17 protein-coding genes are annotated in these 16,550 nt (G+C 72.9%); 9 read left to right on the plus strand and 8 right to left on the minus strand.

The window, feature by feature from the left end:
* Nucleotides 1-327: 327 nt before the first annotated feature.
* Nucleotides 328-963, plus strand: a complete 636-nt coding sequence (locus QMK28_RS18420; protein ID WP_443050763.1) for an ATP-binding protein — start codon at nucleotides 328-330, stop codon at nucleotides 961-963.
* Between the two features lie 62 nt (nucleotides 964-1,025).
* Here the strand turns inward: QMK28_RS18420 and QMK28_RS18425 are convergent, their stop codons facing one another.
* The 5 genes from QMK28_RS18425 to rpmG form a co-directional block, all read right to left on the minus strand.
* Nucleotides 1,026-1,265 carry a DUF397 domain-containing protein gene (locus QMK28_RS18425; protein ID WP_326439249.1) on the minus strand — a complete coding sequence of 80 codons (240 nt, stop codon included), beginning with the start codon at nucleotides 1,263-1,265 and terminating at the stop codon, nucleotides 1,026-1,028.
* A 101-nt stretch (nucleotides 1,266-1,366) separates the two neighbouring features.
* Entirely contained in the window at nucleotides 1,367-1,603 is a 237-nt protein-coding gene (gene rpsR, locus QMK28_RS18430; RefSeq protein WP_326439251.1) for a 30S ribosomal protein S18, read from the minus strand.
* Nucleotides 1,604-1,788: 185 nt separating this feature from the next.
* Nucleotides 1,789-3,024, minus strand: a complete 1,236-nt coding sequence (locus QMK28_RS18435) for a CobW family GTP-binding protein (RefSeq protein ID WP_326439253.1) — start codon at nucleotides 3,022-3,024, stop codon at nucleotides 1,789-1,791.
* 1 nt (nucleotide 3,025) lies between these two features.
* A complete protein-coding gene (locus tag QMK28_RS18440) occupies nucleotides 3,026-3,280 on the minus strand; it encodes a type B 50S ribosomal protein L31 (RefSeq protein WP_326439255.1) in 255 nt (84 codons plus the stop codon).
* A 133-nt stretch (nucleotides 3,281-3,413) separates the two neighbouring features.
* Nucleotides 3,414-3,578, minus strand: a complete 165-nt coding sequence (gene rpmG / locus QMK28_RS18445) for a 50S ribosomal protein L33 (RefSeq protein ID WP_326439257.1) — start codon at nucleotides 3,576-3,578, stop codon at nucleotides 3,414-3,416.
* Between the two features lie 51 nt (nucleotides 3,579-3,629).
* Between rpmG and rpmB the strand changes: the two genes are divergently transcribed.
* A complete protein-coding gene (gene rpmB / locus QMK28_RS18450) occupies nucleotides 3,630-3,866 on the plus strand; it encodes a 50S ribosomal protein L28 (protein ID WP_326439259.1) in 237 nt (78 codons plus the stop codon).
* Nucleotides 3,866-4,171: a 30S ribosomal protein S14 gene (gene rpsN / locus QMK28_RS18455; protein ID WP_326439261.1), complete on the plus strand. Its 306-nt coding sequence runs from the start codon at nucleotides 3,866-3,868 to the stop codon at nucleotides 4,169-4,171. Before rpmB ends, rpsN begins: the two co-directional genes overlap by 1 nt.
* An 83-nt stretch (nucleotides 4,172-4,254) precedes the next feature.
* On the opposite strand, the gene QMK28_RS18460 is transcribed toward rpsN, so the two are convergent.
* The gene (locus QMK28_RS18460) at nucleotides 4,255-6,408 is read right to left on the minus strand and encodes an FUSC family protein (protein ID WP_326439263.1); all 2,154 of its coding nucleotides are present in this window, start codon (nucleotides 6,406-6,408) and stop codon (nucleotides 4,255-4,257) included.
* Between the two features lie 450 nt (nucleotides 6,409-6,858).
* On the opposite strand from QMK28_RS18460, the gene QMK28_RS18465 reads away from it, so the two are divergent.
* Nucleotides 6,859-8,493, plus strand: a complete 1,635-nt coding sequence (locus tag QMK28_RS18465; RefSeq protein ID WP_443050766.1) for a bifunctional 3'-5' exonuclease/DNA polymerase — start codon at nucleotides 6,859-6,861, stop codon at nucleotides 8,491-8,493.
* 155 nt (nucleotides 8,494-8,648) lie between these two features.
* Here QMK28_RS18465 and QMK28_RS18470 read toward each other — a convergent pair whose 3' ends face one another.
* Nucleotides 8,649-9,635: a DUF1254 domain-containing protein gene (locus tag QMK28_RS18470; protein WP_326439265.1), complete on the minus strand. Its 987-nt coding sequence runs from the start codon at nucleotides 9,633-9,635 to the stop codon at nucleotides 8,649-8,651.
* Between the two features lie 552 nt (nucleotides 9,636-10,187).
* Between QMK28_RS18470 and QMK28_RS18475 the strand changes: the two genes are divergently transcribed.
* The 5 genes from QMK28_RS18475 to QMK28_RS18495 all read left to right on the plus strand — a co-directional run bounded on the left by QMK28_RS18475 (nucleotide 10,188) and on the right by QMK28_RS18495 (nucleotide 14,888).
* The gene (locus QMK28_RS18475; RefSeq protein ID WP_326439267.1) at nucleotides 10,188-12,002 is read left to right on the plus strand and encodes an ATP-binding protein; all 1,815 of its coding nucleotides are present in this window, start codon (nucleotides 10,188-10,190) and stop codon (nucleotides 12,000-12,002) included.
* Nucleotides 12,003-12,144: 142 nt separating this feature from the next.
* Nucleotides 12,145-12,567, plus strand: a complete 423-nt coding sequence (locus tag QMK28_RS18480) for a roadblock/LC7 domain-containing protein (protein ID WP_326439269.1) — start codon at nucleotides 12,145-12,147, stop codon at nucleotides 12,565-12,567.
* Nucleotides 12,564-12,923, plus strand: coding sequence for a DUF742 domain-containing protein (locus QMK28_RS18485; RefSeq protein ID WP_326439271.1), 360 nt, complete (start codon nucleotides 12,564-12,566; stop codon nucleotides 12,921-12,923). Before QMK28_RS18480 ends, QMK28_RS18485 begins: the two co-directional genes overlap by 4 nt.
* Nucleotides 12,904-13,560, plus strand: coding sequence for a GTP-binding protein (locus QMK28_RS18490; RefSeq protein ID WP_443050764.1), 657 nt, complete (start codon nucleotides 12,904-12,906; stop codon nucleotides 13,558-13,560). Before QMK28_RS18485 ends, QMK28_RS18490 begins: the two co-directional genes overlap by 20 nt.
* Nucleotides 13,561-13,607: 47 nt before the next feature.
* On the plus strand, nucleotides 13,608-14,888 hold the full coding sequence (locus tag QMK28_RS18495; RefSeq protein WP_443050767.1) for a cytochrome P450: 1,281 nt from the start codon (nucleotides 13,608-13,610) through the stop codon (nucleotides 14,886-14,888).
* A gap of 239 nt (nucleotides 14,889-15,127) precedes the next feature.
* Here the strand turns inward: QMK28_RS18495 and QMK28_RS18500 are convergent, their stop codons facing one another.
* Entirely contained in the window at nucleotides 15,128-16,381 is a 1,254-nt protein-coding gene (locus QMK28_RS18500) for a cytochrome P450 (RefSeq protein ID WP_326439273.1), read from the minus strand.
* Nucleotides 16,382-16,550: the final 169 nt, after the last annotated feature.

Below are 16,550 nucleotides of genomic sequence, written 5' to 3' on the forward strand. Positions count from 1 at the left end.
TGCGCCGTTCCAACGCGTCGCGCCGCCGAGCGTGTCTCGATCTCGCCGCCGAGCGCCGAAGTCTGCCATCTCCAGGCTCCGTTGAGTGCACATCCGGTTACAGAAATGAGAGCTCGGCGAAAGTAGTCGCGGGAAGAAATGCGCGTGAACCTGCACGTGCATACGTAAAAACCGCACGTGCACGTGCATCTGCCCTTGCATCTGCCGTACGCATTGGGAACCATGGGGCGGGCAAGACGTTCGTTCGTATGCAAGGGGGCCGGGGTTCACCCTCGGTAAATACCGACCGCCGGATCGTGACGACCGCCAATGCCAGGAGTGTCTCGCATGGGGACAAAAGGATCGACCGTGCTAGAGCCGTTATGGCAAGGGCTCCCGCCGATCGACCCCTCAGCGGTCTCCGGATCCGCCTCGCTGGCCCTTCCTCCGCAATACGAATCCGTGGGCGGCGCCCGGCGCTTCACCCGGGTGACCCTGCAGGGCTGGGAACTCGCCGACCTCTTCGACAGCGTCGCGCTGGTGGTCTCCGAACTCGTCACCAACGCGATGCGGCACGGGCTGCCGGACGGCATCGCGGCACGGCCGGCCTCGGGGCCGGACGGCTGTACGGGCTCCGTCGACTTCGCCGACGCCGGGAACTCGACGGGCGCGGCGGGCTCTGCGGGCCCAACGGGTCCTGCGGGCTCCGGCGACGCCGGGGGGTTCGACCCGCGGGTCCGGCTGCATCTGATGCGCTGGTCGTCGCGGCTGGTGTGCGCCGTACGCGACCCCAGCCGGGAGAGCCCGGTCGCCATGGACGCCGACGCCATCGAGAGCTGCGGCGACTCGGCCGAGTCCGGGCGCGGCCTCTTCCTCGTCGACTCCTTCGCCGACAGCTGGGGCTGGCAGCCGCTCACGGGCTCACTCGGCGGGAAGGTCGTCTGGGCGCTTTTCCGGCTGCCGCCCGGGACCCGTCAGCTCTGAGGCCCGTCGGCTCTGAGGCCCGTCAGCCCCTGAGGCCCATCAGCCCTGAGACCCGGCTCAGGTCAGTCGCGGGCCAAGTGGTCGAACTCGCCGTCCTTGACGCCGAGCACCATCGCCTCTATTTCGGCCGGGGTGTAGACGAGCGCCGGCCCTTCGGGAAAACGGGAGTTGCGCACCGCCACACCCCCGTCGGGCAGCTTCGCGAACTCGACGCACGAGCCCTGCGAATTGCTGTGCCGGCTTTTCTGCCAGACGACCCCGCAGAGGTCCGTGGCTGCCATGCCGTTGTACGCGTGGTGCACGGGGTCTCCTGGGTAGTGCAGAGGTCAACTTCCCCGGATCATAACCCTGTTCACGTGCAGCTGCATGAGCGGCTGCACGTGCACGCGCAGTGTCCTTCCGGCTACTTGGAGCCGTACGGAAGCAGCGCCATCTCCCGCGCGTTTTTGATGGCGCGCGCCAACTGCCTTTGCTGTTGGGCCGATACGTGGGTCACTCGGCGGCTTCGAATCTTGCCACGATCGGAAATGAACTTCCGTAGCAAGACGGTGTCCTTGTAGTCGATATACGAAATATCGGCTACGTCCAAGGGGTTCGGGCGGGGCTTGTTTTTGCTGTGAAGATCGACACGGCGAGCCATCTATGGGGGCCTTTCCGGGCGGGGCGGGGGCGGAATCGGGGGAAATTTGGGCCGGATTCGAGCCGGATTCGAGCCGAACGCAAGTCACGCATCCGCTGCGAAATCCGGTTCTGGATCGGGGTCGGTTCGAGAGACGGGACCGGTTCGGGGGTCGAGGCCGGTTCAGGTCAGGGGGCGAGGCCGGTTCAAGAAACCGGGTCGAGGAGTTCGTCGAAGGCGGTCGACAACAGCCGCCACTCCTCGCGGCCCGCCGCGTACTCGGCGTCGGTGAGCAGGCAGGAGTCGAGCAGCGCGACCAGCGCCTCCCGGTCCAGACCCGGCGATGTGAAGGTCAGATGCTGGGCCCGGTCGCCGTGTTCGGGGTCCCAGTCCATCGCGGCAGCCACCGTGCGCGTCGGCGGCTCCAACTCCCAGGCCGCCTCCGGGAGCGAGGCCAGCCACGGGCCGGAGTTCTCCACGCACAGCGCGCCGCCCGCCGCGTCCCAGGAGAGCAGCGTGTCCGGCCGGTCGGCGAGCCAGAACCGGCCCCGGCTGCGGGCGGCGGCGCAGCTCACGTCCTCCAGCGCGGTGTAGAGCCGGCCGGGGTGGAAGGGCCGGGTGCGGTGCCACACCAGCGTCGCGACGCCGTACGCGTCGGCCTCCTGCGGCAGCAGCGCGCAGGCCGGGTGCTGCCGGGCCGCCGCTGCCTCGACGTCGAAGCCGGCGAACCCGGCGAAGGCGGCCTCCGCCAGCTCGCCCGAGTCCACGGCGACCCGGCGGGCGGTGGGGTGCAGTTGCTCCAGCAGCTCCAGGTCCGCCGGATCACTCTCCTCGCCGGGCACCAGGACGAGCACCGGCGCGTACTCCAGCTGCCGGGCCCAGGTGTCCGCCACCGTGCGCTGATCGGTCGCCGCGGCGGCGAGCCCGACCTCCGCCAGGTCATCGCCGCAGCTCAGATACGGCACCAGCAGGGCGGGGTCCACCGCCGTGAGCACATTGCTCACCCGCAGCGCGTCGCTCCCGCAGTTGGCCACGACCTCCGCCATCGCCTGCGGCTCGACCGAGTCCCACAGCTCGACGACGGCCAGCCGGCACAGCCCGCTGTCCGCGAGCCGCTCCAGCTCGGGCACCAGGTCCTCGCGCAGCGCGCAGCACGCGCAGTCGTTGACCAGCGGCGCGTCACCGGTGGCGGTCACCCCGTCGCGGTCGCGCACGGTGCGCAGGACCGTCCCGTCGGCGGCCGTCGCCAGATCGTGGTGGAGCGCGACGCTGCCGGGCACCGCCCGCAACAGCCGCTCCACGGCGGCCTTCCGGGCCTCGGCGTGCAGCCCGCCCACCAGCACGACCGGGAGGGCGTCCCGGTCAGGCTGATCGGGCTGATCGGGCTGATCGGATCGGTCGGGGCGGCCAGGTCCGTCGGATCGGCCGGATCGGTCGGTCATCTCAGCGCTCCTGGCGGCGGCCGTACCGGCGCTCGAAGCGCTCGACGCGACCGGCGGTGTCCATGACGCGGGCGGTCCCCGTATAGAAGGGGTGGCTCGCCGAGGAGATCTCGACGTCGATCACCGGATAGGTGTTGCCGTCCTCCCACTCGACCGTCTTCTCGCTGGTGACAGTCGACCGGGTGAGGAAGGCGAAGTCGGCGGCCCGGTCGCGGAAGACGACGGGTCCGTACGAGGGGTGGATGCCGGGCTGCATGGCGGGGCTCCTACTGGCTGAGGTGAGTGGGGTGGCTGGGGTGGCTGGGGTGCGGCCGGCGTACGGCGCTCCGGCGCGGCCGGGGGTCGTCGCGGCCGGGGGGCGTCACGGCCGGGGGGCGTCGCGGCCGGCGTCAGCGCTCCTCGCGGAAGACGACGTGCCGGCGGGCCACCGGGTCGTACTTGCGCAGCTGTAGCCGGTCGGGGTCGTTCCGGCGGTTCTTGCGGGTCACGTAGGTGTATCCGGTGCCTGCGGTGGACCGGATCTTGACGATCGGACGTACTTCGTTGCGGGCCATACGGGCTACTATACAGAAATGGTTTCCATTTTCATTAGGAGGTGCTGACCCTTGTCGGCCCACTGCCAGCTGACCGGCCGCAAGCCCGGATTCGGCAACAACATCTCCCACTCGCACCGCCGCACCCGACGCCGGTTCGACCCCAACATCCAGCGCAAGCGCTACTGGCTGCCCAGCGAAGGACGGAACGTACGGCTGACGCTCAGCGCCAAGGGCGTGAAGACCGTGGACACGATCGGCATCGAGAAGGCCGTGGCCCGGGTCCGCGCGCTGGGAGGGCGGATCTGATGGCGAAGAAGAGCAAGATCGCCAAGAACGAGCACCGACGGATCGTGGTCGCCCGGTACGCGGCACGCAGGGCCTTGCTGAAGACCCTCATCCGCAGCCCGCAGACTCCGGAACAGGAACGGACGGCCGCTCAGCGCGAGTTGGTCCGCCAGCCGCGCGACGCCAGTGCGACGCGGGTGCGCAACCGGGACAGCGTCGACGGCCGGCCGCGCGGCTACCTCCGCGCCTTCGGCCTCTCCCGCATCCGGGTGCGGGAGCAGGCGCACGCGGGATTCCTGCCGGGGGTGCGTAAGTCCAGCTGGTGACGGTTACGGCCGGTCGGCGGGCCGGTTGAGCAGCGCCCGAGGTGTGAAGTGTGCGGGTCCCGATCCCATCGGGACCCGCACACTCATGCCTTGGGCGGCTCGGCTCCGGGCTCGGGCCCCTGCTCGGCCCCGGTGCCCGGCTCGGTGCCCGCCCCCGGCTCGGGTGTCCCGCCGATCGCCTCCGTCAGTTCTTCCAGAGCGTCCAGGAACAGCCCCGCCCCGCGCCGTATGACAGCGGCGGACGGCACCCCCTCGCCCTCCCACGCGTCGATCGCCGCACTGAGCGCGTCCCAGTTCGGCACACGGCGGTCGCGCACCGCCTGCGCGCCTTCCTCGGTGGCCTCGCGCAGCACCTTCGCCAGCTGTTCGGCCGCCGGGACGGGCTGCGCGAGGCGCTCGGGCAGATGCGCCTCCATGAGCATCGCGACCCGCCCTGCCGCCTCCATGGCCTGCTGCGCGTCGTCCACGTCGGTGCGCGTCAGGTCCTGGTGGCGCACCGGCTCGGCCTTGGCGCGGGCGAGCGCCTGGTCCCAGTCCGCGTGCGCCTCGCGCGCGGCGAGCAGCGCCTTGCGGACGTCGCCGCGCCGCCAGCCCTCCGGGTCGGCGAAGCTCTCGACGACCGTGGCCGCGTACCGCCCGGTGACCTCCAGCCACTCCGCGAGCCGGTCGTGCAGCTTGGGGGTCTCCCAGGCCGGGAAGAGCGCGTAGGAGAGCATCGCGAGCAGTCCGCCGAGCAGCGTCAGCAGCACCCGGTCGGGCACCGTCTGGGTCCACTCCGTGCCGCCCATGCCGAGCAGGAACACGACATACGCGGCCACGCATGCCTGCGCCACCGCGTAACCGGTGCGCAGCAGCAGGTACATCAGCGCGATCGAGGCGACCGCGAAGAGCGCGGACAACTGCGCGCCTGGCGAGGCGAGCTGCACCACGCCGGTGGCCACCGTCACGCCGACCAGCGTCCCGGCGAGCCGGGCCACTCCGCGCTCGTACGTCTGGGAGAAGTCCGGCCGCATCACCATCACCGAGCACATCGGCGCCCAGTAGGGATGCCCGAGCGGCAGCACGGAAGCCAGCAGATAGCCCGCGGAGGCGACCGCGCACAGCCGCAGCGCGTGCCGGAAGATGGGCGATTCCCAGCGCAGTTCGTGGCGGACGGCCCGGATCGCCACCGGGACCATGCTGGGCATCGTCGGCCGCAGCATCGGCTTGGTCACCGTCGGCTTGGCCGCGTTCGAGGTCCTGGTGCCGTCGGCGGTCTCCGTGACCTCGCCGAGCAGCGCGAGCAGCCGTCCGGCGGTGCGCCGGGCCGCGCCGGTCAGCTCGCCCTCGGCGTCGGGGTCGGAGTCGGGCATCCGCAGCACTTCCACCGCCGAGCTGGGCAGCTTGGCGGGCGTGCCGTGCCGGATCGCGTGCGCCGCCGCGTCCAGTACGGAGGCCGCGGCGCCCAACAGCGCGCGGGCGCGGTCCCGCTCGGGCCCCTCGGAGGCGGCGCCGACCGCCGGGTCGGCGAGCGAGGCGAGCACCGGGCGGATGCGTTCGGCCAGGCCGCGGCTGCCGTGCAGCTCGGCCGGGCGGCGGCGGGCCTGCCAGGGCGTCACCGCGGCGGCGCTGCGGGCCGTCATCAGCGGTTCCGGGTCGAAGGGGGCGATCGGGTCGTGCCGCAGCCGCCGGGCGTAGTCGGCCTCGGCGGCGAAGGCGTCGGCCAGCGCGTCCCGTTGCGCGCCCCAGCGGCGCACCGGGAAGACGATGATCAGCAGCGCCTGCACCAGCCCGCCGAAGGCGATCACCGCCGCGTGGCCGGCCGCTCCCATGACGGTGGTCGGCAGGGTGACGGTCACCAGCATGACGCCGACCGTCGAGGCCGCGACGAACCCGGAGGTCGGCCCGACGGCCCAGGCCATCCCGGCGAGGAACGTCCACACCGCGAGCAGCAGCACGAAGAGCACCGGGTGCGCCCCGGCGACATAGCCGAGGAACGTACTCACCGCGAGACCGCCGCCGGCCGCGAGCGCGACCACCGGGCGGGGCCGCCAACTCCGCTGGAACGTGGCGGTCCCGGCGGAGAACGCGCCGAAGGCCGAGGACGCGGCAGCGGCCGGGGACACCAGCCACAGCGACAGCCCGATGACGATCGCGACCCCCGCCGCCCCGCGCAGCGCGACCAGCGGTTCGAGCCTGGTGCGTTCGACCGTCAGGCCGGAGCGGGCTGTCCCCTTCAACGCCCGCAGCCAACTCATGATCACGAGGATAGGCCCAGGGACCGACAACGGGCCCCGGCCCGCCGTACGAGCCGCGTATGGGCTGTGGGGGGACTGGGGTCGGGTGCTCCGGCCGGCGCCGACGGCGGGGCTGGGGCGAGCCCGGCCACAGGTCGGGGCCGTAGCTCCGGATGCGGCTCCGGATGCGGCTCCGGCTCCGGCTCCGGCTCCGGCTCCGGCTCCGGCTCCGGCTCCGGCTCCGGCTCCGGCGTCCGACCTACGACAGCCCGCGCTGCCCGCCGTTGCCGCTGACACCCGGACCTGCCCGGCCGGCCGAACCCGCCCGCCGGTCCCCCGCTGTCAGACCCCGGTGCCAGACTCGGCAGCGTGGACACCGCCATCGCAGTGCGGGCAGATCCGAGCGCCGGGGAGACCGCCGGTGACCCGGTCGCCGGCCGCTGGGCCGTGGCGGAGACGGCGGACGGGCGGGTGCGGCTCTGCCCGCTGGACGGCGCGGGCCGGGCCGCCGGGCCGGTGCGTACCGAGGACAGCCTCGCCGAGGCGGTCCGTTCCCGCCCCGGCGTGGCCCGCTGGGTGTGGCGGTCGACGGCCGAGATCCTGCCGCGGCTGACCGCCGCCGGGGTCCGGGTCGACCGGTGTTACGACACGGAGGCGGCCGAGGCGCTGCTGCTCGGCTACGAGGGCCGGTCCGGCGCGCCGCGTTCGCTCGCCGCCGCCTGGGCCCGGCTGTACCACCTCGCCGTCCCGTCCGACCCGCCCGCGCGGGCCGCCGAGACGCAGCCGTCGCTCTTCGAGCCGGGACCGGTCGCGCTGCCGCCGGGCACCGACCCGCTCGACGCGCTGCTGGAGGTGTACGCGGGCCAGTTGGCCCGTACGGAAGCGACCGAGCAGCCGGGGCGGATGCGGCTGCTCGCCGCCTCGGAGTCGGCGGGCATGCTGGTCGCCGCCGAGATGGGGCGGGCCGGTCTGCCGTGGCGCGCCGATGTGCACCGGCAGGTGCTGGACGAACTGCTGGGCGAGCGCTATCCAGGCGGCCTGGAGCCGCAGCGGCTCGCCGAGCTGGCCGACGAGGTCTCGCGCGCCTTCGGCGGCGTGCGGGTGCGGCCCGATCTGCCCGCCGACATCATCCGGGCGTTCGCCCGCGAGGGCATCGCCCTGACCTCGACCCGCCGTTGGGAGCTGGAGAAGCTCGACCACCCCGCCGTGCCGCATCTGCTCGCCTACAAGAAGCTGTACCGCGTGCACACCGCGCACGGCTGGTCCTGGTTGCAGTCCTGGGTGCGGGAGGGCCGGTTCCACGCCGAGTATCTCCCCGGCGGCGCCGTCTCCGGCCGCTGGACCACCAACGGCGGCGGCGCGCTCCAGATCCCCAAGGTGATCCGGCGGGCCGTCATCGCCGACCCGGGCTGGCGGCTCGTGGTGGCCGACGCCGCCCAGATGGAGCCGCGGGTGCTGGCCGCCGTCTCCCGCGACCCTGGCCTGATGGAGGTCGCGGGCAGCGAGCGCGACCTCTACTCCGCCCTCTCCGACAAAGCCTTCGCGGGCGACCGCGCGCAGGCCAAGCTCGCGCTGCTCGGCTCCATCTACGGCCAGACCTCGGGCGACGCGCTGAAGTTCATGGCCGACCTGCGCCGCCGCTTCCCCGCCGCCGTCGCCTATGTGGACGACGCGGCGCGCGCGGGCGAGGAAGGCCGCCTCGTCCGCACCTGGCTCGGCCGCACCTGCCCGCCGGTCTCCGCCATCGCCGACGACGAGGCCGGGCTGCCCCAGGACGAGGCCGCCGAGCCCTCGTACGGCAACACCGCGACGACCCGCGCCCGAGGCCGCTTCACCCGCAACTTCGTGGTCCAGGGCAGCGCCGCCGACTGGGCGCTGCTGGTCCTCGCCGCGCTGCGCCGCGAGCTCGCCCCGCTCAGCGCCGAGCTGGTCTTCTTCCAGCACGACGAGGTGATCGTGCACTGCCCTCAGGCGGAGGTCGCCGAAGTGACGGAGGCGATCCGGACGGCGGGCGACCTCGCGGGACGCATCGCCTTCGGCGACACCCCCGTGCGGTTTCCGTTCACCACGGCGGTGGTGGAGTGCTACGCGGATGCGAAGGGGTGAGTGATGCGGAGGGGGGAGCGAGTCGATGGGCTTCGCCCTGATGGCCGAACCCCGGTCGCTGCCGCCGGCATCCCCGGCCCACGGCCCGGCCGCTGCCGCCGGCACCCCGCCCCAAGGCCCCGGTCGCTGCCGCAGGCACTCCGCCCCACAGCCCGTCAGCCGCGCGCCCCCGACCGGCGGGTCCCCTCGCTCGCGGCGGCCCCCGCCTCGTACCGGGCCTCCTCGACGGGCAGCGCGTACGGCCCGTTGTAGACGCCGACCGCGCGGGTCAGGTAGTCGTCGCCCTGCTGGACGCGAGTGCCGAACCAGCCGGAGGAGTCGGTGGCCTCGGCCGAGGCCCGGTCCAGCCGGTCCCGGGCGTCGGCGATGCCCTGTTCGATCGCCTCGCGCACCTCGGGGATGAGGTCGCCGGGTTCGAAGCCGCCGCTGCCGTCCACCCCGAGGTCGTCCAGCCGCTCCCGCAGCGCGGCCTCGGCGGGCAGTACGGGGAAGAAGCCGAGCAGGAAGTCGAGGTAGCGGAAGAACTCGGCGGAGTCGAGGGCGTCCTCCCGCCACACCGGCCAGACCGGCTCGGGCGCGGGTTCCGGGGCGGGGGCGCCGAGGAAGGTGCTGAGCGGGCGTAGCTGGTACTGCTCCTGGATGGCGCGCAGGGTGGGCGCGTCGTCGGGGCCGACCAGGTGCGTACGGGCGATGATGCCGGCCAAGTCGCTGTCGGCGCGCAGCACTCCGGCCAGCCCTTCCGGCGGCTCGCCGGTCCAGCCGGGCCCGGCGATGAGGTGGTCGCCGGGCTGCGAGCCGGTGGTGCGGGTGCCGACGAACCCGACGTAGGAGGTGTCGAGGTCGTGGACGGGCAGGACGTAGTAGCGGTCGACGGCCGGCACCGAGACCACCCAGGGCTCGGCGCGCAGGTCCAGCCAGGCCCGGGAGTACGGGGCGTCGCCGTCGGGCGGCACCCCGTCGGCGCCGGCCGGGGCGGCGGGCTCGGAGCCGTGCCGGAAGCGGCCGAAGCCGCCCACCGAGCGGGGGTCGTCGGCGTCGACCGCCTCCGGGTACATCGTCCGGTAGTTCTCCAACAGCGGGTAGCCGTACACCCACCCCTCGGCTGCGATCGCGCGGGCCGCGTCCGTTGCCGGATTCCCCATGCCACTGTCCTCTCGCCGATGCCGGAGATGCGCTTTTTGCGCCTTTTGAGCTAGGGGGATGGTAACCAGCCGAGGGCGCGTACGTGCGGCGCGACCCCCGCACCGCACGGATGCCGCCGCACGGATGTCCCGGACCGGCGACGGCGGCCCGCCCGGACCGGCTCCGGCGGGCGACGGCGACAGGCGTCCGCGACCGATCCCGGCGGCGACCGCGCCCGCCGGCCGCGGTCGGGTCCGCGCCCCCGACCGCCCCCGGCCGTCCCCGAGCGGCCGCGACGACCACCCGCCAGCCGCCACCGCGGCGACCGCGGCGACCGCGATAGCCGACCGGGTCCACCAATGGACGTTTTGTCCCCAATTGCCGCACGGGCCGAATGCTCAGCGTCCAGAATCCCGAACACCGCGTCACCGGCAGGCGGCTGACAGCCGGTCAAACTCCTGGACCCGATGGGGACCCCGATGGCGAAGATCACGAGGCGTCGCTACCGTACGGGGACAACTCTGCGCGGGACAGCCTCCGCGGCCCCTCCCACCTCTTCGAGGACCCGATTGATGTCAGCTCAGACAGCCACTCGCCAGCAGGCGGAATTCCCTCCGGTGAGCCGCGCGCTGTTGACCCTCGCGGTCTCCGCGCTCGTCACCGGCGGCGCGTGCCTGTGGGCGGTGTCGGCGGCTCCCGGTGACGAACGGGCGCTCGTGGCCTACAGCGCGGGAACAGCGGCGCTGCTGCTGTCCGTCGCCGTCGCGGTCGCGACGTACAGCACCCAGGCCGCGCGCCGGTTCCGGGACCGCATCACGCTGATGGACTCGGACGCCGCCCGGCTGGCGGACCACACGCTGCCCGTCGTGGTGCAGCGGCTGCGCGACGGCGCGCCGGTGAACACCGTGCTCGCCGAGGCCCCGCAGCCCGCCGACGCGGCCCACCAGCGCGTCCTGTGGGCGCTCGCCCACGAGGTCGGCCTCGGCACCCAGGCCGGGCTCCGGTACCAGGAGCGCATCGCGCTGCTGGAGTCGGAGACCGCCCTGCTGGCCGACGAAACGCTGCCCGCCGTGGTGCGCCGGCTGCGCGACGGCGCTTCGGCGAGCACCGCGCTCGCCGAGATGCCGCAGCCCGCGGACGCCGCCCACCAGCGCATCCTGTCGACCATGGCGCAGGAGGTCGGCGCGGGTGAACGGATGCGGATGGCCGCGATGTCGGCCTGCGCCAACGCCGCAGGGCGTGTCCAGGCGCTCGCCACCAGCATGCTCGCCGACCTGCGCGAGATGGAGGACCGGCACGACGAGTCGGTCCTCGGCGACCTGCTGAAGCTGGACCACAGCACCGCGCAGGCGGGCCGGCTCGCGGACAGCATCGCCGTGCTCACCGGCGCGCGCTCAGGCCGCCGCTGGAACAAGCCGATCGTGATGGAGAGCATCCTGCGCGGAGCGGTCGGCCGCATCAGCGCCTACCAGCGCGTACGCATCCACTCGACCAGCACCGCCGCCGTCGCCGGGTACGCCGCCGAGGGCATCATGCACGCGTTCGCCGAGCTGATGGACAACGCGACCAGCTTCTCGCCCCCTTCGGACGAAGTGCACGTCTACGTCGAGGAGGTGCACGCGGGCGTCGTCGTCACCGTCGAGGACGGCGGCCTCGTGATGGGCACCGCCGCGCTGCTCCGCGCCGAAGCGGCCGTCTCCTCGGAGCCGCTGGACCTGACCACGCTGTCCGGCACCCGGCTGGGCCTGGCCGTGGTGGGCTGCCTGGCCCGTAAGCACGGTCTGACCGTCTCCTTCCGGCCGTCCTCGCGCGGCGGCACCGGCGTCGTGGTGATGATTCCGCGACTGCTGATCACCCAGGCCCGCCAGGAGCTCGCGCCGGTCGGCTCCCGCACCGGCGAAACGTCTCTGCCGGCCGCCCGCACCCCGCAGCCGGCCCGCTCCGGCCGCAGCGCCGCCGCGCCCCGGCCGCCCGCCGACCCGTACGAGGCCACCGCCCCGCACGAGACCACCGACGCCGCGGTCACCGCCGCCACCGCCGCGGCCGTCGCCGCCTCGGACACCACGGCGGGCGGGCTGCCGCAGCGGCGGCGCGGCCAGACCCTGGCGTCCTCGGCCCGGCCGCCCGCCTCCCCCGGCAGCACCGGCCCCGCCGAGCCGCCGCGCCCGCGCCCCGACGCCGGAGCGAGGTTCGGCGCGTTCCGCCAGGCCAGCCGCGGCAAGGAGACCGGCGGCGAGCCGGACACCGCCGCGCGGCCCGCTGATTCACCGACGGACGCCGCCCCCGGTTCCCCGTCGGGTACCCCGTCCGGCTCCTTCGGGGCATCCCTCCCGGACGCCTCCGCAGACCCCCACCCGGGCACTCCCCCGGAGGGCGACAACCGCTGACCCGCTCCCCGCCGCGTGCGGGGCTCCCCTCGCTTTGTCGCCGCTCCACCGCACAGACCAACAGATTGGAGGCAGGGTCGTCGGCTCCGGCTCCCAGTGCCCCTCCCCGGCACCAGGCCCGGCCCCCCGCCCCGGCATCCCGATGAACACCACAACTGAACGCGATCTCGCCTGGCTGCTCGACAAGCTCCTGGAGCGCACCCCGGGCACCCGGCACGCCCTGGTGCTGTCGAAGGACGGCCTCAAGCTCTGCCGTACGGCCGGGCTGAGCGCGGACAAAGCCGATCAACTAGCCGCCATCTCCTCGGGCATCCAGAGCCTGTCCCACGGCGCGTCCATCGAATTCGGCGATGGCAGCGGCGGCGTACGCCAGTCCATGACCGAGTTCTACGGCGGCCTGCTGTTCATCGTGGAGGCGGGCGAAGGCGCCCACCTCGCGGTGGTCGCGGACGACGAGGCCGACGTCGGCATCATCGGGCACAACATGAACGAACTGGTCGAACAGATCGGCGAGTATCTGAGCGCCCCGCCGCGCCAGGCTGCCGACAGCAACCGGCCCGCATGACCAGGCGGCCGGTCGACACCGGGGATCCGGACCGCCTCTACACCGTCACCGGTGGCCGCAGCAGCTCGAACGAGACCGCCTTCGACGTGGTCACGATGATCGTGAGCGAGTGCGACCCGACCCCCGGCATGCAGTCGGAACACGCCAAGATCCTGCGCCTGTGCCGGCAGCCGACAGCGGTGGTGGAGATCTCCGCCGAGCTGCGGCTGCCGGTGAGCGTCGTCAAGATCCTGCTCTGCGACCTGCTGGACACCGGCCGGATCACCGCACGCCACCCACGGTCGGCCTCGGCCCAGGCGCATTTGCCCGATCCCGAAATCCTGAAGCAGGTGCTCGTTGCACTCCACAATCTCTGAGCCGGCCGACGCCGCGGGCGGCGACCCCGACGGCCGTCCCGAAGCCCGAACCCCGCTGCGCAGCACCGCCGAAGACGGACTGAAGATCGTGGTGGTCGGCGGGTTCGGCGTCGGCAAGACGACCATGGTCCGCTCCGTCAGCGAGATCCGTCCGCTGAGCACCGAGGAGACCATGACGCGGGCGAGCGTCGGCATCGACAACGCGAGCGGTGTGGAGGCCAAGAAGACGACCACGGTCGCCTTCGACTTCGGCCGGATCACGCTGACCGAGCAGATGGTGCTGTACCTCTTCGGGGCTCCGGGGCAGGAACGTTTCTGGTTCCTCTGGGACCGGCTGTTCTCCGGCACCCTGGGCGCCGTCGTGCTGGTGGACACCCGCCGGCTGGCCGACTCCTGGTACGCCATAGACCGCCTCGAACACCACCGGACGCCGTTCATCGTGGCCAGGAACAACTTCGGCGGGCCGGAATACCCGCTGGAGGACGTCCGCAAGGCGCTCGACCTCTCCCCCGACATCCCGCTGATCGACTGCGACGCGCGGGAACGCGACTCCAGTAAGGCCGTATTGATCACGCTCGTCAATCACCTGTACGCCCTGTCCACCTCGTCCCCCTCCGCTCTGGAGAACACGCCGTGACGAACCCCCACCCCCTCCCCGACGGCGGCCCGCTGTCCGAGGCGGCGCTGTCCGACGGCGTACCGGCGCGGGCCGACCGGCCCGCCGCGCAGCCGCCGACCCCGCCCGCGGGGTGCCCCGCCCACCCGGGGTCCATCCCGCTGTACGGGCCGCGCTTCCAACAGGACCCGGCGAAGCTGTACCGGCAGATGCGGCAGGAGCACGGGACGGTCGCCCCGATCCTGCTCGACGGTGACGTCCCCGCGTGGTTCGTGCTCGGCTACCGCGAGATCCACCAGGTCACCAGCAACGCGGAGCTGTTCGCCCGCGACTCGCGCCGCTGGCACGCGTGGGACGGCATCCCGGCCGACTGGCCGCTGCTGCCCTTCGTCGGCTTCAACGAGTCCGTGATGTTCACCGAGGGCGCCGAGCACCAGCGGCGCGCCGGGGCGATCGGCGACGCGCTCGCCGCCGTCGACCAGTTCGAACTGCGGGCCGCCTGCGACAAGATCGCCGACCAGCTGATCGACACCTTCGCTGGCATCGGCGAGGCCGACCTGATCGCGGACTTCTCGCACCAGATGCCGTTGCTGGTGGTGGCGAAGCTGTTCGGGCTGCCCGACTCCGACATCCCCGACCTCGTACGGGACATCGCCGCCTCGCTCGACGAGGGCGAAGGGGCCATCGAGGCCCACCAGCGGGTCGCCGCCCGGATGCAGCAGCTGGTGGAGGACAAGCGCGAACGGCCCGGCGCGGATGTGCCCTCGCGGCTGCTGGCGCACCCCGCCGCCCTGGCCGAGGCCGAGATCGTCATCGACCTGCTGATCGTGATGGCCGCGGCGCAGCAGCCCACCGGCAACTGGATCGGCAACACGCTGCGGCTGATGCTGACCGACGACCGGTTCGCCGTCACGCTGGCCGGTGGCCGCCGCAGTGTCGGCCAGGCGCTCAACGAGGTGCTGTGGGAGGACACCCCGACGCAGAACTTCATCGGGCGCTGGGCCACCCAGGACACCCAGCTGGCCGGCCAGCGCATCCGGACCGGCGACCTGCTCGTCCTCGGCCTGGCCGCCGCGAACACCGACCCCCAGGTCCGCCCCGACTCGTACGCCGGCTCGGCCGGCAACCAGGCGCACATGTCCTTCAGCCACGGCGAGCACGCGTGCCCCTACCCCGCGCCGGAAATAGCGGAAGTGATCGCGCAGGCCGCCGTCGAGGTGCTCCTCGACCGGCTCCCCGACGTGGTGCTCACGGTGGCGCCCGACGAACTCGCCTGGCGCCCTTCGGTGTGGATGCGCGGGCTGTTCGCGCTGCCGGTCGAGTTCACGCCGACGTATGTGGTCGGCTGAGGCGGGTCCTGCTGCGGCCGTCCTGCTACGGCCCGTCCCGTGCGGGGGGGCCGTGCGGGACGGGCTGCGGCGTGCGGTGACGCCACGGGCGACGGTGAGGGCAGCGGCGAGGGCGTGAGGCTGGGGCTGGGGCTGCGACGCGGACCAGCGCGGCTCCGCCCGCCCCGTCGCCCCGGCCCGGTGCCCCGGCCCGGTGCCGGCTGCGGCTGCGGCTGCGGCCGCGGTCGTCGCTGTCGCTGTTACGCCACGGGCGACGGCGACGATGACGCCGACCATGACGCCGACGGCGTGAACCGCACCGGCAGCGCCTCCGGGCCGCGGGTGAAGACTCCCAGCTCGGGCGGGGCCGCGTCGCCCCGCAGTTCGAGTCCGGGCAGCGCGTCCAGCAGCAGGTTGGCGCCGACCTCGACTTCGGCCTTGGCCAGTAACGCGCCGACGCAGAAGTGCCGGCCGAGGGCGAACGCGAGGTGGTCGGCGGCGGCCGAGAAGGCGGTCTTCGTCGCCAGGTCCTCGCGGAAGATGTCGAACGAGTCGGGCTCGGCATAGCGCCGGGCGTCCCGGTTCGCCGCGCCGATCAGACCGGTGACCACACTGCCGGCCGGGACCACGCCGCCGCTGAGCGTGACGTCCTCGGTGGGGGTACGCATGATCATGTGAACCGGCGGCGAGAACCGCAGCGTCTCGGCGAACGCCTGGGGTATGAGGCTGCGGTCGTCCCGCACGGCGGCCAGTTGCTCGGGGTGCTCCAGCAGATTCCGGAACAGGCTGGCTATCGCCTTGTCGGTGGTCTCGCCGCCCGCCGCGAGCAGAAGGCTGCAGAACGCCTTGATGTCCTCGTCGGTCATCCAGGTGCCGTCGATCTCCGCGCTGCACAGCGTGGACAGCAGGTCGTCGCCGGGGTTGGCGCGGCGGTCCTGGATGATCGGGATCATGTACGCGGCGAACTCCTCGCGGGTCCGCAGCCCGGCCGCCGCGACGTCCTCGTCCTGGCTCAGGTTGCCGAGGAAGGCGATGATCGCCGTGTACCAGCCGTGGAAACGGCTGTGGTCGCTCTTGTCGAGGCCGAGCATGTCGGCGATGACGTTGACCGGGAAGCGCGTAGCGAAGTCCCCCACCAGGTCCGCGCTGCCGGAACTCCGGAAGCCGTCGATGAGCTCCCGCGCGTTGCGCTCGATGACCGGCAGGAACTTCTCCCGCAACTCATTCCCCCGGAACGCGGGGGCCACCAGCGCGCGGTGCACGGAGTGCTCGCGCCCGCTCATCTGCAGAATCGTCCGCCCGTGCACCGGCTCCAACTGCCAGTCGTAGTTGTCATTGCTGAACGCCGGGTCGCGGAATGCGCGTTGCACGTCCTCGTAGCGCGAGATGATGTAGCTCTGGGTCGCCTCGTGCCGCAGCAGCGGGTAGTCCTCGCGCAGGACGCGGTAGGCGGCATACGGATCGCTCGCGAACTCCGCGGACAGGATGTCCGGTGCTTCACGGGTCGTGGTCATGACGCTCCCTTGGCAGGCGTTGGGCAACCCCTTGGCAGGCATTGGGCAAGAGCGGGGCCTATGCGCAGGCTATGGAGCGTCCGACACTGAGGTCCAGACCTCTTGATCATTAACTTTCGGTGAAGGAGGGCGGGGGCGGGTCGGGGGCGGGTCTCGGCCGGGCGTCGGC

The sequence above is a fragment of the Streptomyces sp. H27-D2 genome (assembly GCF_035828615.1).
Taxonomy (GTDB): Bacteria; Actinomycetota; Actinomycetes; order Streptomycetales; family Streptomycetaceae; genus Streptomyces.

Excerpts from the sequence above, each read along its gene's own strand:
- QMK28_RS18420 (WP_443050763.1), top strand. The coding sequence starts at position 328 with ATGGGGACAAAAGGATCGACCGTGCTAGAGCCGTTATGGCAAGGGCTC.
- rpsN (WP_326439261.1), top strand. The coding sequence starts at position 3,866 with ATGGCGAAGAAGAGCAAGATCGCCAAGAACGAGCACCGACGGATCGTG.
- rpsR (WP_326439251.1), bottom strand. The coding sequence starts at position 1,603 with ATGGCTCGCCGTGTCGATCTTCACAGCAAAAACAAGCCCCGCCCGAAC.
- QMK28_RS18485 (WP_326439271.1), top strand. The coding sequence starts at position 12,564 with ATGACCAGGCGGCCGGTCGACACCGGGGATCCGGACCGCCTCTACACC.
- QMK28_RS18480 (WP_326439269.1), top strand. The coding sequence starts at position 12,145 with ATGAACACCACAACTGAACGCGATCTCGCCTGGCTGCTCGACAAGCTC.
- QMK28_RS18435 (WP_326439253.1), bottom strand. The coding sequence starts at position 3,024 with ATGACCGACCGATCCGGCCGATCCGACGGACCTGGCCGCCCCGACCGA.
- QMK28_RS18475 (WP_326439267.1), top strand. The coding sequence starts at position 10,188 with ATGTCAGCTCAGACAGCCACTCGCCAGCAGGCGGAATTCCCTCCGGTG.
- QMK28_RS18470 (WP_326439265.1), bottom strand. The coding sequence starts at position 9,635 with ATGGGGAATCCGGCAACGGACGCGGCCCGCGCGATCGCAGCCGAGGGG.
- QMK28_RS18460 (WP_326439263.1), bottom strand. The coding sequence starts at position 6,408 with ATGAGTTGGCTGCGGGCGTTGAAGGGGACAGCCCGCTCCGGCCTGACG.
- QMK28_RS18500 (WP_326439273.1), bottom strand. The coding sequence starts at position 16,381 with ATGACCACGACCCGTGAAGCACCGGACATCCTGTCCGCGGAGTTCGCG.
- rpmG (WP_326439257.1), bottom strand. The coding sequence starts at position 3,578 with ATGGCCCGCAACGAAGTACGTCCGATCGTCAAGATCCGGTCCACCGCA.
- QMK28_RS18440 (WP_326439255.1), bottom strand. The coding sequence starts at position 3,280 with ATGCAGCCCGGCATCCACCCCTCGTACGGACCCGTCGTCTTCCGCGAC.